This is a genomic window from Acidovorax sp. DMC1 (assembly GCF_056314325.1).
On the sequence record NZ_JBQUYO010000002.1, the window covers coordinates 273,595 to 294,033 of the forward strand.

Genomic DNA, 20,439 nt, shown 5'->3' on the forward strand with positions numbered 1-20,439 from the left:
TTGTTCCAATTTGTGTCTGACTCTGCGGCCTCTCATCTGGTAGATCTGCGCGACCTTCGCCTGGATACTGCCCACGCACTGGTGGCTCAGGTCGGCGGCAGCGAGGCAGCATTGCACCGCGAGGTGCCTTCCCTTTATTTGCAGGGCCTTATCGATGGCCTGTGCGAGCTGTCGCTCAAAGACCCGCTCACGGGACTGGCGAACCGCAGACATTTCCGCGCCGTGCTGGAACGCGAAATCGATCGCGTCACACGCTCCGGCGAGGCAGCCCTGCTGCTGATGCTGGACATCGACCACTTCAAAAGGGTGAATGACACCCACGGCCATCTGGCTGGCGATGTGGTGCTCCAGTCGGTAGCCCGCACGCTCAGCGCCTGTGTGCGCCCCATGGACACCCTGGCCCGCTACGGCGGCGAAGAATTTGCGGTGGTGCTGCCCGCCTGCCAGGCCGCCTTTGGCCGGGTGGTGGCAGAACGCATCCGGCGCGCAGTGGCCAACACGCCCATCCGCATCTCCCCGACGGTGGAGCTGAATGTGACGGTGAGCATTGGTGGCGCGTTCGCCATGCAGTGGATCCGCTCCACCACCCTGCTGTGGACCGACCGTGCCGACCACCAGCTCTACCAGGCCAAGGCGTCGGGCCGCAACCGTGTCAGCATCGAGGAACAACCCGACAGCACCGTCAGTGCCGAAGAGAAAAGCCTGTTGTTTGGCCCGCTCTACACCCCCTCGGGTTGGGGCGATCTGCCTCCACTGGACCCCAACCCAACAGGCAGCGCCTACTGAAAGTTAGATGATGAGCGACGCGCTGTCCCCACAACCCACCACGCCTGCAGCCCCTGCAGGCCCTGCCGCCCCCCTGGCCTCGGCCGCTTCTGGTGCCCGCATCATTGCGGTGACCAGCGGCAAAGGTGGTGTGGGCAAGACTTTCGTATCGGCCAACCTGGCCGCAGCCCTCACCCGCCGAGGCCAGCGCGTGCTGGTGCTCGACGCCGACCTGGGCCTGGCCAACCTGGACGTGGTGCTGAATCTGCACCCCAAGATAACCCTGCACGACGTGTTCACCGGCAAAGCCGCGCTGGACGACGCCGTGATCGCCGCGCCTGGTGGCTTTGATGTGCTGCTGGCCGGCTCGGGCATGGTGGAGTATTCGCGCCTCACGCCCGAGGTGCGCAACCAGTTCCTGAACGTGATCCAGGCACTCACGCCGCGCTACGACGTGGTGCTGCTCGATACCGGTGCCGGCATCTCCGACGTGGTGCTGTTCTCGGTGTCGTTGGCGTCCGAGGTGCTGATTGTGGCCACGCCCGAACCCACCTCGCTCACCGATGCCTACGCCGCCATCAAGGTACTGGCCATGCAGCAAAAGCGCCAACATGTGCGCATGGTCATCAACCAGGCCGCGCGTCCTGGCGATGGCCGCGCCATCACCAGCCAGCTGCAGCAGGTGCTCGACCGCTTTGTGAGCACCGAGTCCGGCCGACCCATGCGCCTGATCCACATGGGCGACATCCCGGCCGACCCCTCGGTGCGCGATGCCGTGATGCGCCGCCAGTTGTTGCTGCTGCAAACCCCCGGCTGCCCAGCGGCGCTGGCCATTGCGCAGCTGGCCAACAAGATCGAGTCCACGCTGCTGTCACCGGCGGCATGACCCGAAAACGCCCGGCAGCGCAATGCGCAGCCCGGCCACTGTGACCCACAGGCCCGCCAGCGGGCCTTTGTGCTTTTTTACTGCCGTGAACCCTACCGACACCGTCCTCAACATCTCCTGCTACAAGTTTGTGCCGCTGCCCGATGCCGCCACACTGCGCGATGTGCTGCATGAGCGTGCGGTGGCCGCCCAGCTCAAGGGCACCATCCTGCTGGCGGAGGAAGGCATCAACTTCTTTCTGGCGGGCCCGGCCGATGCCGTGCGGGGGTTTGTCGCTCAGCTGCGCACCGATGCCCGCTTTGCCGACCTGGAACCCAAGGAAAGCTGGTCGGCCACGGTGCCGTTTCGCAAGATGCTGGTCAAGGTCAAGCGCGAGATCATCCGCATGGACCACCCCACCATCCGACCTGCCGCAGGCCGTGCGCCCTCGGTAGACCCGGCCACGCTGCGCCGCTGGCTGGACCAGGGGCACGACGACGAAGGCCGCGAAGTGGTCACACTCGACACTCGCAACGCCTTTGAGGTGGACGCAGGCACGTTCGACAACGCCATCGACTGGCGCATCGACAAGTTCACCGAGTTTCCGCCCGCGCTGCGCGCCCACAAGGCCGAGCTGCAGGACAAGACCGTGGTGAGCTTCTGCACCGGCGGGATCCGGTGCGAAAAAGCCGCCATTCTCATGCGCGAGGAAGGCCTGCCCCATGTCTACCAGCTGGAGGGTGGCATCCTGAAATACTTTGAGCTGACAGACGGCGCGCACTACCACGGCGGGTGCTTTGTGTTCGACGAGCGCCGCGTGCTGGACACCGGGCTTGCCACCGATGTGCCCTCAGCGGCCGCAGAAAACGCTATCAAATCATGAGCTGCCAGCGCTTGATTCACTAGCACTACAGCCCATTTTTATCCAAATATCACACTCTGATCACGCTTTGATCACGCTTTGAAGCGGTGTTCCGGCAGCGGTATCCACTCCACCTCGCCCGGCACCTGGCCCATGGCCTGGGCCTCCCAGTCGCTGGCGGCCTGCACGATGCGGTCCTTGCGGCTGGAGACAAAGTTCCACCACATGTGGCGTGGCGCATCCAGCGGCTCGCCGCCGATCACCATCAGGCGCACGGCACTGTCACCTGCCGACAGACGCAAAGGCTGGCCGGGCTCCACCACGGCCAGGATGTGCGCAGGCACCTCACCACCGTTCAGCGACACCGGTGCATCCACGGTGTACACCGCCAGCTCAGGCACCAGGGCCGGGATCTCCAGGGTGGCGCCCGCAGGCAGCTGCACGTCCAGGTACAAGGTGCGCGAATACGTGGCCACCGGTGAGGCCTGACCAAACGCCTCGCCGATCAGCACCCGCACGCTGGCCCCATCCACCTGCACCTGCGGGATGGCCGCAGCAGGCGTGTGCACAAACGAGGGGTCGGCTTCTTCGTGGGCCAGTGGCAGAGCAGCCCACAGCTGGATGCCGTGGTTCACATAGGGCTGGTTTGCCAGGCTCTCCGGGCGACGCTCGGAGTGCACGATGCCCCGCCCTGCCGTCATCCAGTTGATGGCGCCGGGTTCGATCTGCTGCACATAGCCCAGGCTGTCGCGGTGCATGATGGCGCCCGAGAACAGGTAGGTCACCGTCGCCAGGCCAATGTGCGGATGGGGCCGCACGTCGTGGCTGTCACCCGGTGCCACCGTCACCGGGCCGAAGTGGTCGAAAAACAGGAAGGGCCCCACGGCCTTGCGCTGCACAGCGGGCAGCAGGCGGCGCACGGTGAAACCGCCGCCCAGGTCCTTGGCATGGCCCGTGAGGGGCAGAAAGCTGGGGGTATCGCTCATGGTGCACGCTCCAACGAAGTGCTGATCTCGGTCGTCACCGTGGTCATCAACTTGTGCACAGGGCATTTCTGCGCCACGGTTTCCAGCTCGGCGATCTGGGCATCGGTGAGATCACCGCTGACCTGCAGCCGGGTCGCGAGGCGGTAGACGCCCGCACGCTCGGCCGAGGCGTCGCGCTCGACCACGGTCTGCACATCGTCCACCGGCAGGCCCTTGCGGCGCGCGTACCACAACACCGTGAGCGCCTTGCAGGCCCCCAGGGCAGCGTCATACAGATCGTGCGGGCTGGGGCCGCTGTCGGTGCCGCCCTCTTCCACACTGCCATCGGCCACGAGGTCGTGCGCACGGATGCGCACGGTCTGGGCCATGGGCGCGCCGGGGACGCGCCGCAATTCAACTGCCATGGGGTGTTCTCCTGGTTGTATTGGGGCGCGCCACTGTAGCGCCAAAAGGGGGCTTCGCGTTAACGGGCGAGGCGGCGGGCCACGTCGGCCACGCGCTGGCCGAACTGCTTGCCCGTCTCAAGATCGCCGGGGAACATCTCGGCAGCCGAGGCGTCGGACGGCGACTGGGACATGGCGCCGCTGAACGAGCCGATCCAGTTCACATCGTTGCGCGTGGCCGCCTTGGAGTTGGCGGGCATCATGCCGTTGCCCACCCAGATGCCACCGTGCTGCATGGCCAGGTGGAACATGTAGTCCAGCGTGATCTGCTTGTCACCGTTGGTGCTGGCGCTGTTGGTAAAGCCTGCAAACAGCTTGTCCTTCCAGGCCTGGCTGAACCAGGGCTTGGACGAGGCGTCGGCAAACTTCTTGAACTGCCAGCTCGGGCCGGCCATGTAGGTGGGTGAGCCAAAAATGATGGCACTGGCGGCAGCCAGTGTTTCCCAGCCGCCTTCGGGCAAGTTGCCCTCTGCATCGATGGCGACCAGCTGGGCGCCTGCGCCCTCCGCCACCGCCTGCGCCAGGCGCTGCGTGTGACCATAACCCGAGTGGTAAACAACTGCGATGTGTGCCATGAGATAACTCCTGTTGAAACGATGAGGGAACGAGACCAGGGGAAAAACCAAAAAAACGACCGACGAACTGCCTGTAGAACAACAAACAACCACGCGATTGAATGCCAGAACCTGCACCCCTGCGGGCTGCAGGCCCTTTCTATGCCAACCGGATCAGCGGTCCGAGCGGCGTGCGTCCAGGCTCCACGCACCGGCGCCAAAGGCTGCCAGGGCGAGCAGGCCGCCGGTCACGCCCACGTTCTTGAAGAACATGAGCTGCTGCATCATTTGCTTGTCAGCGGGCAAATTCCAGTAGGCATGGAAGAAGAAGCTGGCCACCAGCGTGAAGAAGGCCAGCGCCAGCGCGGCGAACCGGGTGCCCACGCCAAAGATTAGCGCCAGGCTGCCCAGCACTTCAACCGCCGCCGCAACGGCTGCCGCCACCGTGGGCATGGGCAGACCGACCGAAGTGATGTAGCCCACGGTACCGGCAAAGCCGGTGAGCTTGCCAATGCCCGCAGGCAGGAACAGGGCGGCCAGCAGCAGGCGCGACGCCAGAGCCAGGGGGTTTTGCAGGGATGTGAACATGGTGAAGAACTCCTGAGTGAAAGTGGTTACGAAGTAAAAATCAGGCGGCCAGGTCAAACACCAGCACCTCGGCGTCGTGGCCATCGGTCAACGACAAGGTGGTTTCCTTTTCCATCAGCAGCGCATCGCCGCCCGACAGGGTCTGGCCGTTGGCGGTCAGCGCGCCGCGCACAAGGTGCACATAGGTCTTGCGGGCGGGGTTCAGCGCCAGAGTGACGGACTCGTCCCCATCCAGCAAACCCGCATACAAGGCCGCATCGGCATGGATCTTGACCGAGCCCTGGGCGCCATCGGGCGACGCCACCAGGCGCAAGGCGCCGCGCTTTTCCGCCTCGGCAAAGGTCTTTTGCTCGTAGCTGGGCGGAATGCCGCGTACGTTGGGCTCAATCCAGATCTGCAGGAAGTGCGTGGTCTGGCCCGCAGCGTGGTTGAACTCGCTGTGCTGCACGCCAGTGCCTGCGCTCATGCGCTGCACGTCACCGGGCGGGATGCCCTTGACGTTGCCCATGCTGTCCTTGTGGGCCAATTCGCCCGACAGCACGTAGCTGATGATTTCCATGTCGCGGTGGCCATGGGTTCCAAACCCGGTGCCCGGCGCAATGCGGTCTTCGTTGATGACGCGCAGGTTGCCAAAGCCCATGTGGGCAGGGTCGTAGTACCCGGCGAACGAGAAGCTGTGGAAGGAATTGAGCCAGCCATGGTCGGCGTGGCCCCGGTCTTGCGATTTACGAACAGTCAGCATGTGAGTGCTCCTTTCAAGACTCGACTGTAGGACTGCCACACCCGCTGCGGGCACAGACGGATTGATGGCAAAGTTCAAATAATCTGAATTAACATGGCGCCACCATGCAAAACGCCCGCGACGTCCTCACCCCCGATGCGCTGACCATGCTGCAGGTGATTGCCGAGGCCGGCAGCTTTGCCGCCGCCGCACGGCAACTGGGCCTGGTGCCCAGCGCCCTCACCTATCGCGTGCGCCAGATCGAAGACGCACTGGACGTGCTGCTGTTCGACCGCAGCGCGCGCCAGGCCCGCCCCACCGAGGCCGGGGTAGAGCTGCTGCGCGAAGGCGCGCGCCTGCTGCAGGACATCGACGCCGTGGCCCACCGCGTGCGCCGCGTGGCCACGGGCTGGGAGCCGCAACTCACGCTGTCGGTGGACGGCATCATCTCGCCCCACACCCTGCTGGAGCTGGTGGACGCGTTCTACGCCATGAAGCCCCCCACGCGCCTCAAGCTGCGCGACGGCATCATGACCGGCACGCTGGAGGCGCTGACCTCCGGCCGCGCCGACCTGGCCATTGGCGTATCCGTGGCCAGCAACAACGTGGCCGGCCTGCAGCAAGGGCTGCTGGGCGATGTGCTCTTCATCTACGTGGTGGCGCCCCACCACCCGCTGGCCACCGCGCCCGAGCCGATCTCCGACGCCACGCTGCTGGAGCACCGCGCCGTGGCCGTGGCCGACTCGGCCACCCGTGGCGGCGCCACCATGGGCCTGCTGGGCGGACAGGACGTGTTGACGGTGGACACCATGCAGGCCAAGGTGCGCGTGCAGTTGCGCGGCCTGGGCGGCGGCTTTCTGCCCGAACCCATGGTGCGCCCCTACCTGGAGGCCGGCCGCCTGGTGGCGCGCCGCGTGGCCCGGCCGGAGCGCAACGTGCGCGTGCACTACGCCTGGGGCGGCCCTGGCTTCACCGCCCCCGGCCGCGCGCTGCAGTGGTGGCTGAACCAGCTTCAAAGCCCCGCCACACGCCGCGCTCTGCTGGAAAACCACCATCATTTGTGACCCTGATCAAGTGCGCACAGGCCGGCACCGCGTGTAGAGTGGTTGCTGTTGGTTTTGCATCGCATTTCTTTTGCCGAACGTCACCGAAAGGCCTCCCATGAGCAAACCTGATCCTCTCCCTGCCAAACGGCTCCGACGCACCAGCGCCCCGGCCCCTGCGGCCTCCGCAGCGCACGCCACCCCCGTCACCCCCTCCGGCAAACCGCAGCGCCACTTCGCCATCATCGGCGCGGGCATGGCGGGCATTGCCTGTGCCCGCACCCTGGTCCAGGCCGGCCACCGGGTGACGGTGTTCGAAAAGTCCCACCAGGCCGGCGGCCGCACCGCCACCATCGACAGCCCCTTTGGCAACTTTGATGCCGGTGCCCAGTATTTCACCGTGCGCGACCCGCGCTTTGCCCGAGCCATCGACACCGTGCCCGGCATCTGCAAGCGCTGGAGCGCCAATTCGGTCCAGGTGCTGGACGCCGCAGGCCGGGTGGCCGCCGTGGGCCTGCCCCACCGCGAAGCCCACTGGGTCGCCACCCCAGGCATGCAGTCGCTGGTGACCACCTGGGCGGAACCCTTGGCCCAGGCAGGCCAGCTGGTCACCCACACCCGCGTCACCCGCATCGAACCCGACGCCGTGAACGCACCCGGGTGGCAACTGCGCACCGAAGGCGCGGGCGGCGAGCAGCATGTGTATGCGGGCTTTGACGCGGTACTGCTGGCCCAGCCCTCGGTGCCCGCACAGGCCTTGATTTCCGGCTCCGGGCTCGACTCCCCGCTGGCCGACGCCATGTCCAAGGTCGCCATCGCGCCCTGCTGGACCCTGATGCTGGCCTACCCCCAGGCCGTGCGCCCGGGCCTGACCACGCTGGGCCCGCAATGGAACGCGGCACGCAGCACCCACCACCGCATTGCCTGGCTGGCGCGCGAGTCGTCCAAGCCGGGCCGCAACGTGGTGGAGCGCTGGACGGTGCAGGCCAGCCCCGCCTGGTCGGCAGAACACCTCGAAGACGACGAAGCCCGCGTGCAGGCCAAGCTGCTCAAGGCATTTGCCGAGGTCACCGGCATCCGGGCCGAGCCTGCGCATGCCGACACCCGCCGCTGGCGCTATGCGCAAACCACCCACCCGCTGGGCAAGAGCCACCTGTGGGATGCCAAGGCCGGCCTGGGCGCCTGCGGAGACTGGTGCCTGGGGCACCGGCTGGAAGATGCCTTTGTGTCGGGCCTGGAACTGGCACTTGCCGTGGCATGACGGGGGGCGTAGGAGCAACGCCGCACAACGAGGGCAGCCCCACAGCACGCACAGAGGAGCGCAATGTGGGGCGCTATGTGGGGCGGTTTGCCCCCTCCCCCACGGGCCCGCTGCACGCGGGTTCTCTGGTGGCCGCGCTGGCCAGCTGGCTGGATGCACGCGCACACAGCGGCCGGTGGCTGGTGCGCATCGAGGATGTGGACCAGCCCCGCTGCGTGCCAGGGGCCGACACCTTCATCCTGCAGCAACTGGCCACCTGTGGCCTGCACCCCGACGCCCCGCCCCAGTGGCAGTCTGCGCGCAGCAGTCTGTACCAGCGCGCCCTGGACCAGCTGGTGGCGCAGGGCGATGCCTACCCCTGCGCGTGCTCACGCAAGGACATCGAAGACGCCCATGCCGCCCAGGGCCATGCCCGCGAGCGGCATGCGGCGCTGCCCTACCCCGGCACTTGCCGCCAGGGGCTGAACGGCCGCACGGGGCGCTCCTGGCGCTTCAATGTCACAGACTTCAAGCCAAAACAGCCTATTGCGCCAGTGGATCATGCCTGCAGCGCTACATATTCAGTAGCAGATGGCCTGCTGCAGTGGCACGACCGCCGCCTGGGACGCCAGCAGCAACAGGTGGCTAACGCCGTAGGCGACTTCGTGCTGCGCCGCGCAGACGGGCTGTGGGCTTACCAGCTGGCCGTGGTGGTGGACGATGCCGACCAGGGCATCACCGACGTGGTCCGGGGAGAGGACCTGGCAGACAACACCCCGCGCCAGATCCTGCTGCAGCAGGCGCTGGGGCTGCCCACGCCGCGCTATCTGCACACCCCGCTGGTGTGCGGTGACAACGGCGAAAAGCTCTCCAAACAAAACGGCGCGCAGGCGCTGGACCTGGACAACCCCTTACGGGCCTTGTCGCACGCCGCGCTGGCCCTGGGCTTGCCCGCTGTGGCAAATCTGCACAACATTTGCATACCCGACGCACTGGCACAGTGGGTCGCGGCGTGGCGACGAAACTACAATGGCCCACCGTGACCGAATTGACCACAGCCTCCGCCCCCGCCAGTGCTGCGCCCGCAGCCTCCCCCGCCCCCACAGCGCCCACTGCACAGGGATCTGCCCCCGCCGGTGTGACCCACCCCAAAACCATCAAGAGCTTTGTGCGCCGCGCCGGCCGCACCACCACGGGCCAGGCCAAGGCCTTTGAAGACTTCGGCCCGCGTTTTGTGCTGCCCTACACCGCTGCCCCGCTGGACGCCACCGCCGCCTTTGGCCGCAGCGCGCCGCTGGTGCTGGAGATCGGTTTTGGCATGGGCGAGGCCACGGCCCATATTGCCCGCGTGCGGCCTGACGACAACTTTCTGTGCTGCGAGGTGCATGAGCCCGGCGTGGGCGCCCTGCTCAAGCGCATTGGCGAACAAGGGCTGACCAACATCCGCATCCTGCAGCACGACGCCGTGGAGGTGATCGACCACATGCTGCCGCCCGGCGTCCTCGACGGCGTGCACATCTTCTTCCCCGACCCCTGGCACAAGAAAAAGCACAACAAGCGCCGCCTGATCCAGCCCCCGCTGGTGGCCAAGCTGGCTGCACGCCTCAAGCCCGGCGGCTACCTGCATTGCGCCACCGACTGGCAACCCTACGCAGAGCAGATGCTGCAGGTGCTGAGCGCCGAGCCCCTGCTGCAAAACACCGCAGACGGCTTTGCACCGCAACCCGACTACCGCCCGCTGACCAAGTTCGAAAACCGAGGCCTGCGACTGGGCCATGGGGTGTGGGACGTGGTGTTTGTGCGCCGTAACTGACCCAACGACATGCCCCGATCGGCCCGCAGCACACCGCCTATGAAACCCATCCTGCAAAACCTGGTGGAGATGACTGGCCACCGCGACCACCTGCGGCTGGAGGTGTCGGTGCTGTCCACGCTGCAAAAACTCAGCAGCATCATCGAGGTGCGGGCCCTGGAACTGTTCACGGAGGGCGGTGTGCCCCATGTGCGCCCCCGCACCTGGGTGGATAACGGCCAGCTGGTGTCCACCGACTCCGAAGCTGCAGCCGACCCCCGCAGGGAGCCGCTGGACCAGTACCCCGCCCTGCGGGACTGCGTGGACAACCGGGGCGAGCGCGCCCTGGCCTCACCCCGCCGCGGCCGCCATGTGCTCTGGCTGCCGGTGTGGATGCACGACAAGGTCAGCACCTGCCTGGAGATCACCCAGTCGCGCCCGTTCTCGGCCCACAAGCTTGACGTGCTCATGGGCGTGTTTCAGGTGTACCAGAACTACCAGAGCCTGCTCGACTACAGCGAGCGCGATGCGCTCACCGGCCTGTTCAACCGCAAGACGTTTGACGAGCAATTCTCCCGCTACACCATGAGCGGGCTGGCCAGCCGGTCTGGCGCAGTCACCGAGTCCTTTGCAGCCGAAGAAACCGCCGTGGCCAGCGACAACGAGCCCGTGCAGCAATGGCTGGCGGTGGTGGACATCGACCACTTCAAGCAGGTCAACGACCGCTTCGGCCACCTGTATGGCGACGAAGTGCTGATCCTGATCGCCAACATCCTGCGCAGCTCGTTCCGCAGCCACGACCGCATCTTCCGCTTTGGCGGCGAAGAGTTTGTGGTGCTGCTGCGCTCCACCACGCTGAGCACTGCCCACAAGGTGTTCAACCGCTTCCGGCTGGCCGTGCAGGAGTACCACTTCCCGCAGGTGGGCCAGGTGACGGTGAGCCTGGGTTTTGTGAGTACCACGCGCGGTTCGCCGGTCGAAATCCTGGGCCAGGCCGATCAGGCGCTGTACTACGCCAAGGAACATGGCCGCAACCAGGTCTGCTTCTACGACGATCTGGTGGCCAGCGGGCACTTGGCGACCAAGGTCGCCAACGACGACGTCGAATTGTTCTGAGCGGGCTGCGCCCTCCCCAGCCCCCACTTTCTACGAACCGGTACGCAAAGGCGGGCACTGACCAAGCCGGATTCCATCGGCCACCGTGCAGTGCGCAGTGCGGTGCCCCCTGTCAGCCCAGCGATGCCAGGATCGCCTCCACATTCACCTCATCGCGCTGCGCAGGCGTCAGGAAGCGCTCTGCGTAGTCCCGCCACACACCGCTGGTCAGGAAGAAGCGGAACACCTCGGCATCGATATGCCGCTCGCGCACCATGTGGGTCATGATCTTGAGCGACTCGGACAGCGTCTTGGGTGGCTTGTAGGGCCGGTCGGCCGCAGTCAGCGCCTCAAAGATATCGGCCAGGGTCATCACACGGTCGGCCAGCGTCAGCTCTGGCGCCTTCAGGCGCCGCGGGTAGCCGGTGCCGTCCAGCTTTTCGTGGTGGGACCCGGCAATCGACGGTACGCGCGCCAGGTGCGGCGGAAACGGCAGACCGCTGAGCATGATGATGGTCTGCACGATGTGGTCGTTGATCTTGAAGCGGTCTTCCGCCGTGAGCGTGCCCCGCTGGATGGACAGGTTGTGCAGCTCACCCAGGTGCGCCTCGTACGGCGGCAGCACCATGTCAAAGCCCCAGCGGTTGGCGGGGTTGCCCGCCTCCACCGGCGGCTTGCGGGTGCCCCAGGGCACGATGTGCTCCGGCCGGTCGGCCAGCAGCGGCTCGTTGGCGGGCAAGGGGCGCACCGGCACGGTCGAAAGCCGCAGCATCTCAGCGGCCGACAGGCCCAGGCGGTCGTCAAAATGCCGCTGCCAGATCTGGCGGCCAATGGCCTTTAGGCGGGCGATATCCGCTTCGGCCATGAATTCACCCCCGACGTTGCAGCGGGCCACAAAGGCAAAGTCGTCCTGCAACTGTTCGCGCCGTTGCAGCAGCTCGCGCTGCAGGCGCACCGGGTCCACGCCCGACACATGCTGCTTCCAGTAGTCCAGCTCTGCGTCCCGCCACAACACCTCAAAGCGCATGCGCACCTCATGAATGCGGTTGTAGAGCGTTTCCAGCTTGGTGGCCTTGTCGATGATGTGCTCCGGGCTGGTGACCTTGCCGCAGTCGTGCAGCCAGGCCCCCAGGCGGAACTCGTAGCGCTCGGCGTCGGTCATGGTGACCTGGGCAAACGGGCCGTCTTTGGCTGCACACATGCGGTCCATGAGTGCTTCGGCCAGCTCGGGCACCCGCTCACAGTGGCCGCCGGTGTAGGGGCTCTTGGCGTCGATGGCGTCGGCCAGCAGGCGGATGACGGCGTCCAGCAGCTTCTTCTGGCCTTCGATCAGGCTGCGGGTCTCAATGGCTACCGACAGCGTGCCCGACAGCTTTTCGACAAAGGCCCGGAAATGCGCGTCGTCCTGCGTCTGGTCTGCGATGTAGCGCAGCACCAGCAGGCCCAGGGGCTGCCCGTCGCGGGTGCGCAGCTGCACGCGCAGTACGCGGGCGGGCTCGGTGTCATCGTCGTCTTCGTGCTGGTCACCAGGCTGGGGCTCGGTGTGGTTGATGAAATGCACCATAGCCAGGTGCTCGGGGTAGCGGGACTGCTGCTCAGGGTCCTCGCAATGGCGGGCGGCACGCAGCAAGCCGGTGCGCTGCGGGTCCACCAGGTACACCGCACCGCCGGTGCAACTGGTGGCGCGCACCAGCTCGTACAGCACACTCGACAGCATCAGGTCAGTGCGCGATTCGGCGCTGATGTGGTGGGTGATGTGCAGGAACTCCTGGATGGTGTCGGACATGCGGTCCATCACCTGCCCCAGGTCGCGCACCTCGCGCACTGGCGACACCCGCCGTTCGGGCCGCCGGAAATCAAAGCGCGCCAGCGCCCTGGCCTGCAACGCGAGCCCGAACAGGCTGCGTCCCACCCGTCGGCCAGCGAGCCAGCCCAACGGCAGCATCAGACCGATGAGCGACACCGACAGCCACACCTGCTGGCGCAAATTGTTGTTCACGTCGGCCAGCAGCTCCTTGGTGGGAATCGCCATCAGAATCTGCAGCCCCTGCCAGCGCATCGACGCCAGCGGCAGCGAGCGGCCCAGCCATTCCTCGCCATCGGCCTGCAGGCGGCGCGACTCGCCATCTTTCAGGCCGAGCGCCTGTAGCGCTTGCAGGCTGGGCACGCCCAGGTCGTCCAGCGCACGCAGCCGAAGGCCGGGCGTGTTGCCATCGCGCAGCAGCACGCGCGACATGTCGGGGTAGGCCAGCACGCGGCGGTCTTTGTCCACGACCGCAATCTCGGTGCGGGGCATCAGGCGCAGGCCGCTGATCTCATGCCCCAGGTCGGTCAGGGCCACGTCCAGGCCAATCACCGCACGCCCGTCCTCGCTGGGCTGGCTCAGGGTGATGCCGACCTCCTGCGTGGTGAAGAACACATAGGGTGACGTCAGGATCTGCGTGTTTTGCTCCAGCGCCTCGGCATACCAGGGACGGGTACGGGGGTCATAGCGGTATTCCGGGCGGACGGCGGAATCAATCAACCGCAAGTCTGCGTCGTAATAGCTCCAGCGCCCCACCATGCCCGCCAGGCCACGCTCTCGCGCCATGGATTGCACCAGGTACGCCGTTTTGGGCGGTGCATCCAGCCGCACCCGCAAAGCCTCGTTGCGCACCGGTCGCACCAGCAGAAACTGCCCGTCCGGGTAACCGATGAACACTGCCGACAGCAGCTGGTTCTGCTCCAGCAGCCGCGCTAGCACGGGCAGGCGTCGCAGCCGTGCTGGCAAGGTAGACGCCGAGGCCACCGGGTCGAACGCCAGCAGGCGGATGGTGGCATCGGCCGGGTCCACGATGCGGTGCACCCGTTCGGCGATGAGCTGGCTGATGCGCTGCGCGCTCTCGTCCGACGCCGCAATGATGGCCTGGCGCGCGCTGGTGCTGACCTGGTACACCAGCAACGCTGTCAGCAACAGCATGGCGGTGACCACCACGGTGGCGATCAGGACCTCAAAGGGGATGGTGATACGGCGCCACCACGGCAGGTGGCCGCCTTGGCCCGCCAAAGCAGCACCAGTGCCGCGCAGCACAGCGGACGGCGGCGGGTCTTGGGGGCTGTCGCGCAGGGTGTCCATGCGCTGCACTTTAGGGTGAAAGCCCGCGTTCCGTCACCCTCTTTTTGGCAGCCATGGCTGCCACACCACAGCGGCCGGTGCCGCTGTGGTGGCCCGGGACATCAGCCCAGTTGCTGCGTGATCCAGCCCGTCACCGAGGCCAGCGCTGCAGGCAGCTTGGCCGCGTCGGTACCACCGGCCATCGCCATGTCAGGCTTGCCGCCGCCCTTGCCGCCCACTTGCTGGGCCACAAAGTTGACCAGTTCACCGGCCTTGAGCTTGCCCACGCTGTCGGCCGTCACGCCCGCAGCAATCTGCACCTTGTCGCCATCCACAGCGGCCAGCACGATGGCAGCGGTCTTGAGCTTGTCCTTGAGCTTGTCCATGGTGTCGCGCAGGGTCTTGGCGTCGGCGCCGGGCAGCGCGGCAGCCAGCACCTTCAGGCCCTTGACTTCCACCGCCTGGTTCACCAGCTCGTCGCCCTGGCTGGAGGCCAGCTTGCCCTTGAGCGCAGCGACTTCCTTCTCCAGAGCGCGCGCATTGTCCAGCGCCTGGCTGATGCGGCCATTGAGCTCGGCCACCGGCGCCTTGAGGGTGCTGGCGGCCTGGTGCACGGTGTCTTCCAGGTTCTGCAGATAGGCCAGCGCGTTGGCGCCGGTCACGGCCTCGATGCGGCGCACGCCTGCGGCCACGCCGCCTTCGCCCACCACCTTGAACAGGCCGATGTCGCCCGTGCGCTGCACGTGGGTGCCGCCGCACAGTTCGCGGCTGGTACCGATGTCGAGCACGCGCACGGTTTCGCCGTACTTTTCGCCGAACAGCATCATGGCGCCGGTCTTCTGGGCCGATTCGATGTCCATCACGCGCGCGTCGGTGGCCGTGTTGGCCAGGATTTCCTCGTTCACGCGGCGCTCGATCTCACGGATCTCAGCAGCGGTCACGGGTGCGTTGTGGGCAAAGTCGAAACGGGTGCGGTCGGCATTGACCAAGCTACCCTTTTGCTGCACGTGACTGCCCAGCACTTCGCGCAGGGCCTTGTGCATGATGTGCGTGACCGAGTGGTTGCGCATGGTGGCAGCGCGCACTGCGGTGTTCACCTGGGCCTGTACCGTGTCGCCCACGTTCAGCGTGCCCTCTTCCAGGGTGCCGTGGTGGCCGTACACATCGGCCTTGATCTTGAGCGTATCGCCCACCGCAAAGCGGGCAGAGCCGCTATTGATCACACCCTCGTCACCCACTTGGCCGCCGCTTTCGGCGTAGAACGGGGTCGTGTCCAGCACCACCACGCCGTTTTGACCCGCTTTCAGGGCTGCAGCGCTGTTCCCGTCTACGTAGATAGCTACGATTTTTGCAGTCTCGGCCAGGTGCTCGTAGCCGGTGAACTGGTTGGCAGCACCGGTGTACTCCAGCGCCTTGTCCATCTTGAACTTGCCAGCAGCACGTGCCTGGGCCTTCTGCTTTTCCATGGCGGTCTTGAAGCCGGCCTCGTCCACTTCCACGTCGCGCTCGCGGCACACGTCGTTGGTCAGGTCGAGCGGGAAACCGTAGGTGTCGTGCAGCTTGAAGGCCACGTCGCCCGGTAGCACCTTGGCGCCGCCATCCAGCGCGGCGTCCAAAATTTCCATGCCGTTGGCCAGCGTCTCAAAGAAACGCTCTTCTTCGGTCTTGAGCACGTCGGTGATGCGCTGCTCCTGCTCGCGCAGCGATGGGTAGGCATCGCCCATCAGGCGCACCAGGTCGGCCACCAGCTTGTGGAAGAACGGCGTCTTCTTGCCCAGCTTGTAGCCGTGGCGGATGGCGCGGCGCACGATGCGGCGCTGCACGTAGCCACGGCCTTCGTTACTGGGGATCACGCCATCACTCACCAGGAAAGCGGTCGCGCGGATGTGGTCGGCAATCACGCGCAGGCTCTTGTTGTTGAGGTCGGTCACGCCGGTTTCGCGACCGGCAGCCTTGATGAGCTGATCGAACAGGTCGATCTCGTAGTTGCTGTGCACATGCTGCAGGATGGCGGCGAGGCGCTCCAGGCCCATGCCGGTGTCCACGCAGGGGGCGGGCAGCGGGGTGACGGCACCGGTTTCGTCCATGTTGAACTGCATGAACACGTTGTTCCAGATCTCGATGAAACGGTCGCCGTCTTCGTCGGGGCTGCCTGGAGGGCCGCCAGGGATCTCAGGGCCGTGGTCGTAGAAGATTTCGCTGCAAGGGCCGCACGGGCCGGTGTCGGCCATCATCCAGAAGTTGTCGGACTTGTAGCGACCGCCCTTGTTGTCGCCGATGCGGATCACACGCTCGGGCGGCAGGCCGATTTCCTTGGTCCAGATGTCATAGGCCTCGTCGTCCTCTTGGTACACCGTGGCCAGCAGGCGCTCGGGGGGCAGCTTGTAGACCTGCGTCAGCAGTTCCCAGGCCCACTTCAGCGATTCGCGCTTGAAGTAATCGCCAAACGACCAGTTGCCCAGCATTTCAAAGAAGGTGTGGTGGCGCGCGGTGTAGCCCACGTTTTCCAGGTCGTTGTGCTTGCCGCCAGCACGCAGGCAGGCCTGTACGGACACCGCCCGGTTGTAAGGGCGCTTGTCGGTGCCCAGGAACACGTCCTTGAACTGCACCATGCCCGAGTTGGTGAACATCAGCGTGGGGTCGTTGCCAGGCACCAGGGGGCTGGACGCCACAACGGTGTGGCCCTTGGAGACGAAGAAGTCCAGGAAGGACTTGCGGATGTCAGCGACAGAAAAAGTGGGAGTGCTCATGGTGTTGTGGAGTGGTTGCACGGAGCAGGCAGACCGCAGGACCCGCGCCTGTGCGCTGCCTGTCGCTGCCCCTATGGGGACCAACCTTTCATTATAGGTTTGCAGCCCTGGCGCCCGTGGCAGCGGTGCGACAGCAAAGGGCGGCACAGGATTTGCAGGTTCCATGCCTGCCCCTCGCCTCCAATTCGCCCAGCGACCAATGGCCCGCGCTCGAAAATTCGCTTGCGCGCTTTTGATATCTTGTTAATATATTAATAACTTCATCGCCCAACGCACCCAAGGAGCACCCTGTGAACCCACAACCCCGCTGGCAAGGCATCTTCCCCGCCGTCACCACCAAGTTCCATGCCGACGAGTCCATCGACGCCGAAGGCACGGCACGGCACATCGACTTCCAGATCCGTAACGGCATTCACGGGCTGGTCACCTGCGGCTCGCTGGGCGAGGCCAGCACCCTCACGCTGGAAGAAAAGCTCCAGGTCGCCAAAATTGCCCTGGAAGCAGCCGACGGCCGCGTGCCCGTGCTGGCCAATGTGTCCGAGACCAGCACCCGCGAGGCCCTGCGCTACATCGACGGAGGCAATCGGCTGGGTGTGGCGGGCTACATGGTCATGCCCTCGGTGATCTACGTGGCCGACGCCCGCGAGGCCATGGCCAACGTCCGGGCCATGGCCCATGCCGCCCAGCGCCCGCTCATGGTCTACAACAACCCCGTCGCCTACCGCGTGGACCTGAAGCCCGAGCACATGCTGGAGCTGGCCGACTGCGAATGGATTGCCGCCATCAAGGAAAGCACAGGCGACATCCGCCGCATCACCGACCTGCGCAACACCGTGGGCAACCGCTACCAGCTCTTCCTGGGCGTGGACGACCTGGCCTACGAAGGCCTGGCCCTGGGCTGCGACGGCCTGCTGGCCGGCGTGGGCTGCGCCTTCCCGCGCGAAACGGTGGCGCTGTACGAGCTGATGAAGGCGGGCAAATTTGCTGAAGCCCTGCCGCTGTACCAATGGATGACGCCCATGCTGCACCTCGATGTATCGAACAAGCTGGTGCAGAACCTCAAGCTCATCGACGTGCTGGTGGGTGTGGGCACCGAGCACATGCGCCGCCCCCGCCTGCCGCTGGTGGGTGAAGAGCGGGCGTTTGTCGAGCGCGTGGTGCGCAAAGCGCTCGAAACCCGCCCGACCCAGTACCAGTCTGTGGCCTGAGACACTAAGCCACTGCCCCACCACGACCACAGCACCATGCAACACATCCAAGTGATCGACTCCCATACCGGCGGTGAGCCCACCCGGCTTGTCATTGGCGGATTTCCGGACCTGGGCACTGGCACCATGGCCGAGCGGCGCGAGCGGCTGGCACGCGAGCACGATGCCTGGCGCGCCGCCACCGTGCTGGAGCCGCGCGGTAGCGACGTGGTGGTGGGCGCGCTGCTCTGCGCACCGCAAGACCCCGCCAACGCGGCGGGCGTGATCTTCTTCAACAACAGCGGCTACCTGGGCATGTGTGGCCACGGCACGATTGGCCTGATCGCATCGCTGGCCCACATGGGCCGCATCCAGCCTGGCGATCACCGCATCGAAACGCCGGTGGGCACCGTCACCACGACCTTGCACACCGACGGATCGGTGAGCGTGCGCAATGTGCCCGCCTACCGCCTGCACCACCAGCTGGCGGTGGATGTGCCCGGCTACGGCCGCGTGGTGGGCGATGTGGCCTGGGGTGGCAACTGGTTCTTTTTGATCTCGGACCACGGCCAGCGCGTGGCGAGCGACAACCTGGAGGCACTGATGCACTACACCTGCGCCGTGCAGCAGGCCCTGAAGGACCAGGGCATTCGCGGCGACAACGGTGGCGAGATCGACCACATCGAACTATTTGCTGACGACGACAGCACCGATGATCCCGCGGACAGCCGCAACTACGTGCTGTGCCCCGGCAAAGCCTACGACCGCTCGCCCTGCGGCACCGGTACCAGCGCCAAAATTGCCTGCCTGGCCGCCGATGGCAAGCTCCAGCCGGGTCAGGTGTGGCGCCAGGCCAGCATCATCGGCAGCCAGTTCGAGGCAAGCTACACGCTGCAGGACGGTGGCAAGCTCATCCCCACCTTGCGTGGCCGTGCCTACATGAGTGCCGAAGCGACCCTGCTGATCGACGACACGGACCCCTTCGGCTGGGGCATCCGGCTGTAAACCGCCTTCTCCCACAGCACAGGCCCCATGCAAACCACCGACGTCCTTGTGATCGGCGCTGGCATCGTCGGCGCGGCCTGTGCCCATGCGCTCGTACAGGCCGGGCTGTCGGTGCGGATCATTGATGCGCGCCTGGGCGGTGCCACGGCGGCAGGCATGGGCCATCTGGTGGTGATGGATGACAACCCGGCTGAGCTGGCGCTCAGCAAATCGTCGCTCGACCTCTGGCACGCATTGGCACCGCAGATGGATGCTGGCTGCGCCTTCACCGCCTGCGGCACGCTCTGGCTGGCTGCCAACGAGGAAGAGCTGCTGGCTGCGCACGCCAAGCGCGCCACCTTGCAAGCCCAAGGCGTGGCCTGCGAGATGCTGGATGCCGTAGCCCTCGCCCGCGCAGAACCTGCGCTGCGCCGCGGCCTGGCGGGCGCGCTGAAGGTGAATGGCGACAGCGTGGTTTATGCCCCGCGTGCCGCCCAGTGGCTGGTGGCCCAGGCTGCAGCGCATGGAACCGTGGTTTTTGAACAGGCCGAAGCCGCGCAGATCGACGGCCACACCGTCACCCTGCGCGACGGCAGTCAGCGCAGCGCGGGCGCCATCGTGCTGACCAGCGGCATCCAGGCCCCGCAGCTGTGCCCCGGCCTGCCGCTGCGCCCCAAAAAGGGCCACCTCGTCATCACAGACCGCTACCCCGGCACCGTGCACCACCAGCTGGTGGAGCTGGGCTACATCACCAGCGCGCACCACAGCGATGGGACCTCGGTGGCCTTCAACGTACAACCCCGGCCCACGGGGCAACTGCTGATCGGCTCGTCGCGCGAGTTCGACACCACCGACCCGGCCGTCAACAACATCGTGATGGCACGCATGCTGCAGCGCGCGCTCGACTACCTGCCCGGCCTGGCGGACCTGAACGCGATTCGTACCTGGACGGGTTTTCGCGCTGCCACGCCCGACAGCCTGCCCATCATCGGCCCGCACCCGACGCACCCCCACCTGTGGCTGGCCGTGGGCCACGAAGGGCTGGGCGTGACCACGGCCCCCAGCACCGCACAGCTGCTGGCCGCGCAAATCACCGGCAGTACACCGCCCATCGACCCCATGCCCTACGCCGCGCAGCGTTTTGATTTGCGGGGTGCTGCATGACACGCCCCGCCTCCCGCACCCCCACCGTGCAGATCGTCGTGAACGGAACTCCCCGGCTGGTGCCAGCGGGCACCAGCGTGGCCGCCGCGCTGGCGCAACAACCGCCGGGTACTACCCGTACCTCGGTCACAGGCGAAGCGCGCGCGCCGCTGTGTGGCATGGGCGTGTGCCATGAATGCCGAGTGCGCATCCAGGGCCGCATCCGCCTGGCCTGCCAGACGGTGTGCGCCGAGGGCATGGCCATCGAGACCGATGCAGGTACCGCCTCCGGGAGCGCCATGTCATGCCAATGACCCGCATACCCGC

19 protein-coding genes are annotated in these 20,439 nt (G+C 66.2%); 12 read left to right on the forward strand and 7 right to left on the reverse strand.

Features of this window, described 5'->3' with window-relative positions; genetic code table 11:
• Positions 1-12 precede the first annotated feature (12 nt).
• From ACT531_RS05705 to ACT531_RS05715, 3 genes are all read left to right on the forward strand, one after another.
• Positions 13-786 carry a GGDEF domain-containing protein gene (locus ACT531_RS05705; protein WP_476016796.1) on the forward strand — a complete coding sequence of 258 codons (774 nt, stop codon included), beginning with the start codon at positions 13-15 and terminating at the stop codon, positions 784-786.
• Between the two features lie 10 nt (positions 787-796).
• Complete coding sequence (locus ACT531_RS05710) at positions 797-1,651, forward strand: MinD/ParA family protein (RefSeq protein ID WP_015013942.1); 855 nt, start codon at positions 797-799, stop codon at positions 1,649-1,651.
• 85 nt (positions 1,652-1,736) lie between these two features.
• Positions 1,737-2,513 carry a sulfurtransferase gene (locus ACT531_RS05715; protein ID WP_476016797.1) on the forward strand — a complete coding sequence of 259 codons (777 nt, stop codon included), beginning with the start codon at positions 1,737-1,739 and terminating at the stop codon, positions 2,511-2,513.
• Positions 2,514-2,584: 71 nt separating this feature from the next.
• Here the strand turns inward: ACT531_RS05715 and ACT531_RS05720 are convergent, their stop codons facing one another.
• From ACT531_RS05720 to ACT531_RS05740, 5 genes are all read right to left on the reverse strand, one after another.
• Positions 2,585-3,478: a pirin family protein gene (locus ACT531_RS05720; RefSeq protein ID WP_476016798.1), complete on the reverse strand. Its 894-nt coding sequence runs from the start codon at positions 3,476-3,478 to the stop codon at positions 2,585-2,587.
• Positions 3,475-3,882, reverse strand: coding sequence for an OsmC family protein (locus ACT531_RS05725; protein ID WP_476016799.1), 408 nt, complete (start codon positions 3,880-3,882; stop codon positions 3,475-3,477). The genes ACT531_RS05720 and ACT531_RS05725 overlap by 4 nt, the downstream gene beginning before the upstream one ends.
• 59 nt (positions 3,883-3,941) lie before the next feature.
• Complete coding sequence (locus ACT531_RS05730) at positions 3,942-4,496, reverse strand: flavodoxin family protein (RefSeq protein ID WP_476016800.1); 555 nt, start codon at positions 4,494-4,496, stop codon at positions 3,942-3,944.
• A 153-nt stretch (positions 4,497-4,649) separates the two neighbouring features.
• Positions 4,650-5,063 carry a DoxX family protein gene (locus ACT531_RS05735; protein WP_056063161.1) on the reverse strand — a complete coding sequence of 138 codons (414 nt, stop codon included), beginning with the start codon at positions 5,061-5,063 and terminating at the stop codon, positions 4,650-4,652.
• Between the two features lie 40 nt (positions 5,064-5,103).
• Positions 5,104-5,805, reverse strand: a complete 702-nt coding sequence (locus tag ACT531_RS05740; RefSeq protein WP_015013936.1) for a pirin family protein — start codon at positions 5,803-5,805, stop codon at positions 5,104-5,106.
• A 104-nt stretch (positions 5,806-5,909) separates the two neighbouring features.
• On the opposite strand from ACT531_RS05740, the gene ACT531_RS05745 reads away from it, so the two are divergent.
• The 5 genes from ACT531_RS05745 (at position 5,910) to ACT531_RS05765 (ending at position 10,975) form a co-directional block, all read left to right on the forward strand.
• Positions 5,910-6,848, forward strand: coding sequence for a LysR family transcriptional regulator (locus ACT531_RS05745; protein WP_056744595.1), 939 nt, complete (start codon positions 5,910-5,912; stop codon positions 6,846-6,848).
• A 97-nt stretch (positions 6,849-6,945) separates the two neighbouring features.
• Positions 6,946-8,088: an NAD(P)/FAD-dependent oxidoreductase gene (locus ACT531_RS05750; protein WP_476016801.1), complete on the forward strand. Its 1,143-nt coding sequence runs from the start codon at positions 6,946-6,948 to the stop codon at positions 8,086-8,088.
• Between the two features lie 65 nt (positions 8,089-8,153).
• The gene (gene gluQRS / locus ACT531_RS05755) at positions 8,154-9,110 is read left to right on the forward strand and encodes a tRNA glutamyl-Q(34) synthetase GluQRS (protein ID WP_476016997.1); all 957 of its coding nucleotides are present in this window, start codon (positions 8,154-8,156) and stop codon (positions 9,108-9,110) included.
• The gene (trmB, locus tag ACT531_RS05760) at positions 9,107-9,880 is read left to right on the forward strand and encodes a tRNA (guanosine(46)-N7)-methyltransferase TrmB (protein ID WP_476016802.1); all 774 of its coding nucleotides are present in this window, start codon (positions 9,107-9,109) and stop codon (positions 9,878-9,880) included. The genes gluQRS and trmB overlap by 4 nt, the downstream gene beginning before the upstream one ends.
• Positions 9,881-9,919: 39 nt before the next feature.
• On the forward strand, positions 9,920-10,975 hold the full coding sequence (locus ACT531_RS05765) for a GGDEF domain-containing protein (protein WP_015013931.1): 1,056 nt from the start codon (positions 9,920-9,922) through the stop codon (positions 10,973-10,975).
• Positions 10,976-11,087: 112 nt separating this feature from the next.
• On the opposite strand, the gene ACT531_RS05770 is transcribed toward ACT531_RS05765, so the two are convergent.
• Both ACT531_RS05770 and alaS read right to left on the reverse strand, forming a co-directional pair.
• A complete protein-coding gene (locus ACT531_RS05770) occupies positions 11,088-14,069 on the reverse strand; it encodes an HD domain-containing phosphohydrolase (RefSeq protein ID WP_476016803.1) in 2,982 nt (993 codons plus the stop codon).
• Between the two features lie 101 nt (positions 14,070-14,170).
• Complete coding sequence (alaS, locus tag ACT531_RS05775; protein ID WP_476016804.1) at positions 14,171-16,798, reverse strand: alanine--tRNA ligase; 2,628 nt, start codon at positions 16,796-16,798, stop codon at positions 14,171-14,173.
• 290 nt (positions 16,799-17,088) lie between these two features.
• On the opposite strand from alaS, the gene ACT531_RS05780 reads away from it, so the two are divergent.
• Genes ACT531_RS05780 through ACT531_RS05795 form a run of 4 tightly spaced genes read left to right on the forward strand, consistent with a single transcriptional unit; the run spans position 17,089 to position 20,426 of the window.
• Positions 17,089-18,006, forward strand: a complete 918-nt coding sequence (locus ACT531_RS05780) for a dihydrodipicolinate synthase family protein (RefSeq protein ID WP_291442755.1) — start codon at positions 17,089-17,091, stop codon at positions 18,004-18,006.
• A 36-nt stretch (positions 18,007-18,042) separates the two neighbouring features.
• Entirely contained in the window at positions 18,043-18,990 is a 948-nt protein-coding gene (locus ACT531_RS05785) for a 4-hydroxyproline epimerase (RefSeq protein WP_291442753.1), read from the forward strand.
• A 27-nt stretch (positions 18,991-19,017) separates the two neighbouring features.
• On the forward strand, positions 19,018-20,133 hold the full coding sequence (locus ACT531_RS05790) for an NAD(P)/FAD-dependent oxidoreductase (protein ID WP_476016805.1): 1,116 nt from the start codon (positions 19,018-19,020) through the stop codon (positions 20,131-20,133).
• Positions 20,130-20,426 carry a 2Fe-2S iron-sulfur cluster-binding protein gene (locus tag ACT531_RS05795; RefSeq protein ID WP_476016806.1) on the forward strand — a complete coding sequence of 99 codons (297 nt, stop codon included), beginning with the start codon at positions 20,130-20,132 and terminating at the stop codon, positions 20,424-20,426. Before ACT531_RS05790 ends, ACT531_RS05795 begins: the two co-directional genes overlap by 4 nt.
• Positions 20,427-20,439 lie beyond the last annotated feature (13 nt).

Bases quoted from the DNA above. Each gene is read 5' to 3' on its own strand.
- ACT531_RS05710 (WP_015013942.1), top strand. From the start codon at position 797: ATGAGCGACGCGCTGTCCCCACAACCCACCACGCCTGCAGCCCCTGCA.
- ACT531_RS05720 (WP_476016798.1), bottom strand. From the start codon at position 3,478: ATGAGCGATACCCCCAGCTTTCTGCCCCTCACGGGCCATGCCAAGGAC.
- ACT531_RS05725 (WP_476016799.1), bottom strand. From the start codon at position 3,882: ATGGCAGTTGAATTGCGGCGCGTCCCCGGCGCGCCCATGGCCCAGACC.
- ACT531_RS05730 (WP_476016800.1), bottom strand. From the start codon at position 4,496: ATGGCACACATCGCAGTTGTTTACCACTCGGGTTATGGTCACACGCAG.
- ACT531_RS05735 (WP_056063161.1), bottom strand. From the start codon at position 5,063: ATGTTCACATCCCTGCAAAACCCCCTGGCTCTGGCGTCGCGCCTGCTG.
- ACT531_RS05740 (WP_015013936.1), bottom strand. From the start codon at position 5,805: ATGCTGACTGTTCGTAAATCGCAAGACCGGGGCCACGCCGACCATGGC.
- ACT531_RS05745 (WP_056744595.1), top strand. From the start codon at position 5,910: ATGCAAAACGCCCGCGACGTCCTCACCCCCGATGCGCTGACCATGCTG.
- ACT531_RS05750 (WP_476016801.1), top strand. From the start codon at position 6,946: ATGAGCAAACCTGATCCTCTCCCTGCCAAACGGCTCCGACGCACCAGC.
- ACT531_RS05765 (WP_015013931.1), top strand. From the start codon at position 9,920: ATGAAACCCATCCTGCAAAACCTGGTGGAGATGACTGGCCACCGCGAC.
- ACT531_RS05770 (WP_476016803.1), bottom strand. From the start codon at position 14,069: ATGGACACCCTGCGCGACAGCCCCCAAGACCCGCCGCCGTCCGCTGTG.
- alaS (WP_476016804.1), bottom strand. From the start codon at position 16,798: ATGAGCACTCCCACTTTTTCTGTCGCTGACATCCGCAAGTCCTTCCTG.
- ACT531_RS05785 (WP_291442753.1), top strand. From the start codon at position 18,043: ATGCAACACATCCAAGTGATCGACTCCCATACCGGCGGTGAGCCCACC.
- ACT531_RS05790 (WP_476016805.1), top strand. From the start codon at position 19,018: ATGCAAACCACCGACGTCCTTGTGATCGGCGCTGGCATCGTCGGCGCG.
- ACT531_RS05795 (WP_476016806.1), top strand. From the start codon at position 20,130: ATGACACGCCCCGCCTCCCGCACCCCCACCGTGCAGATCGTCGTGAAC.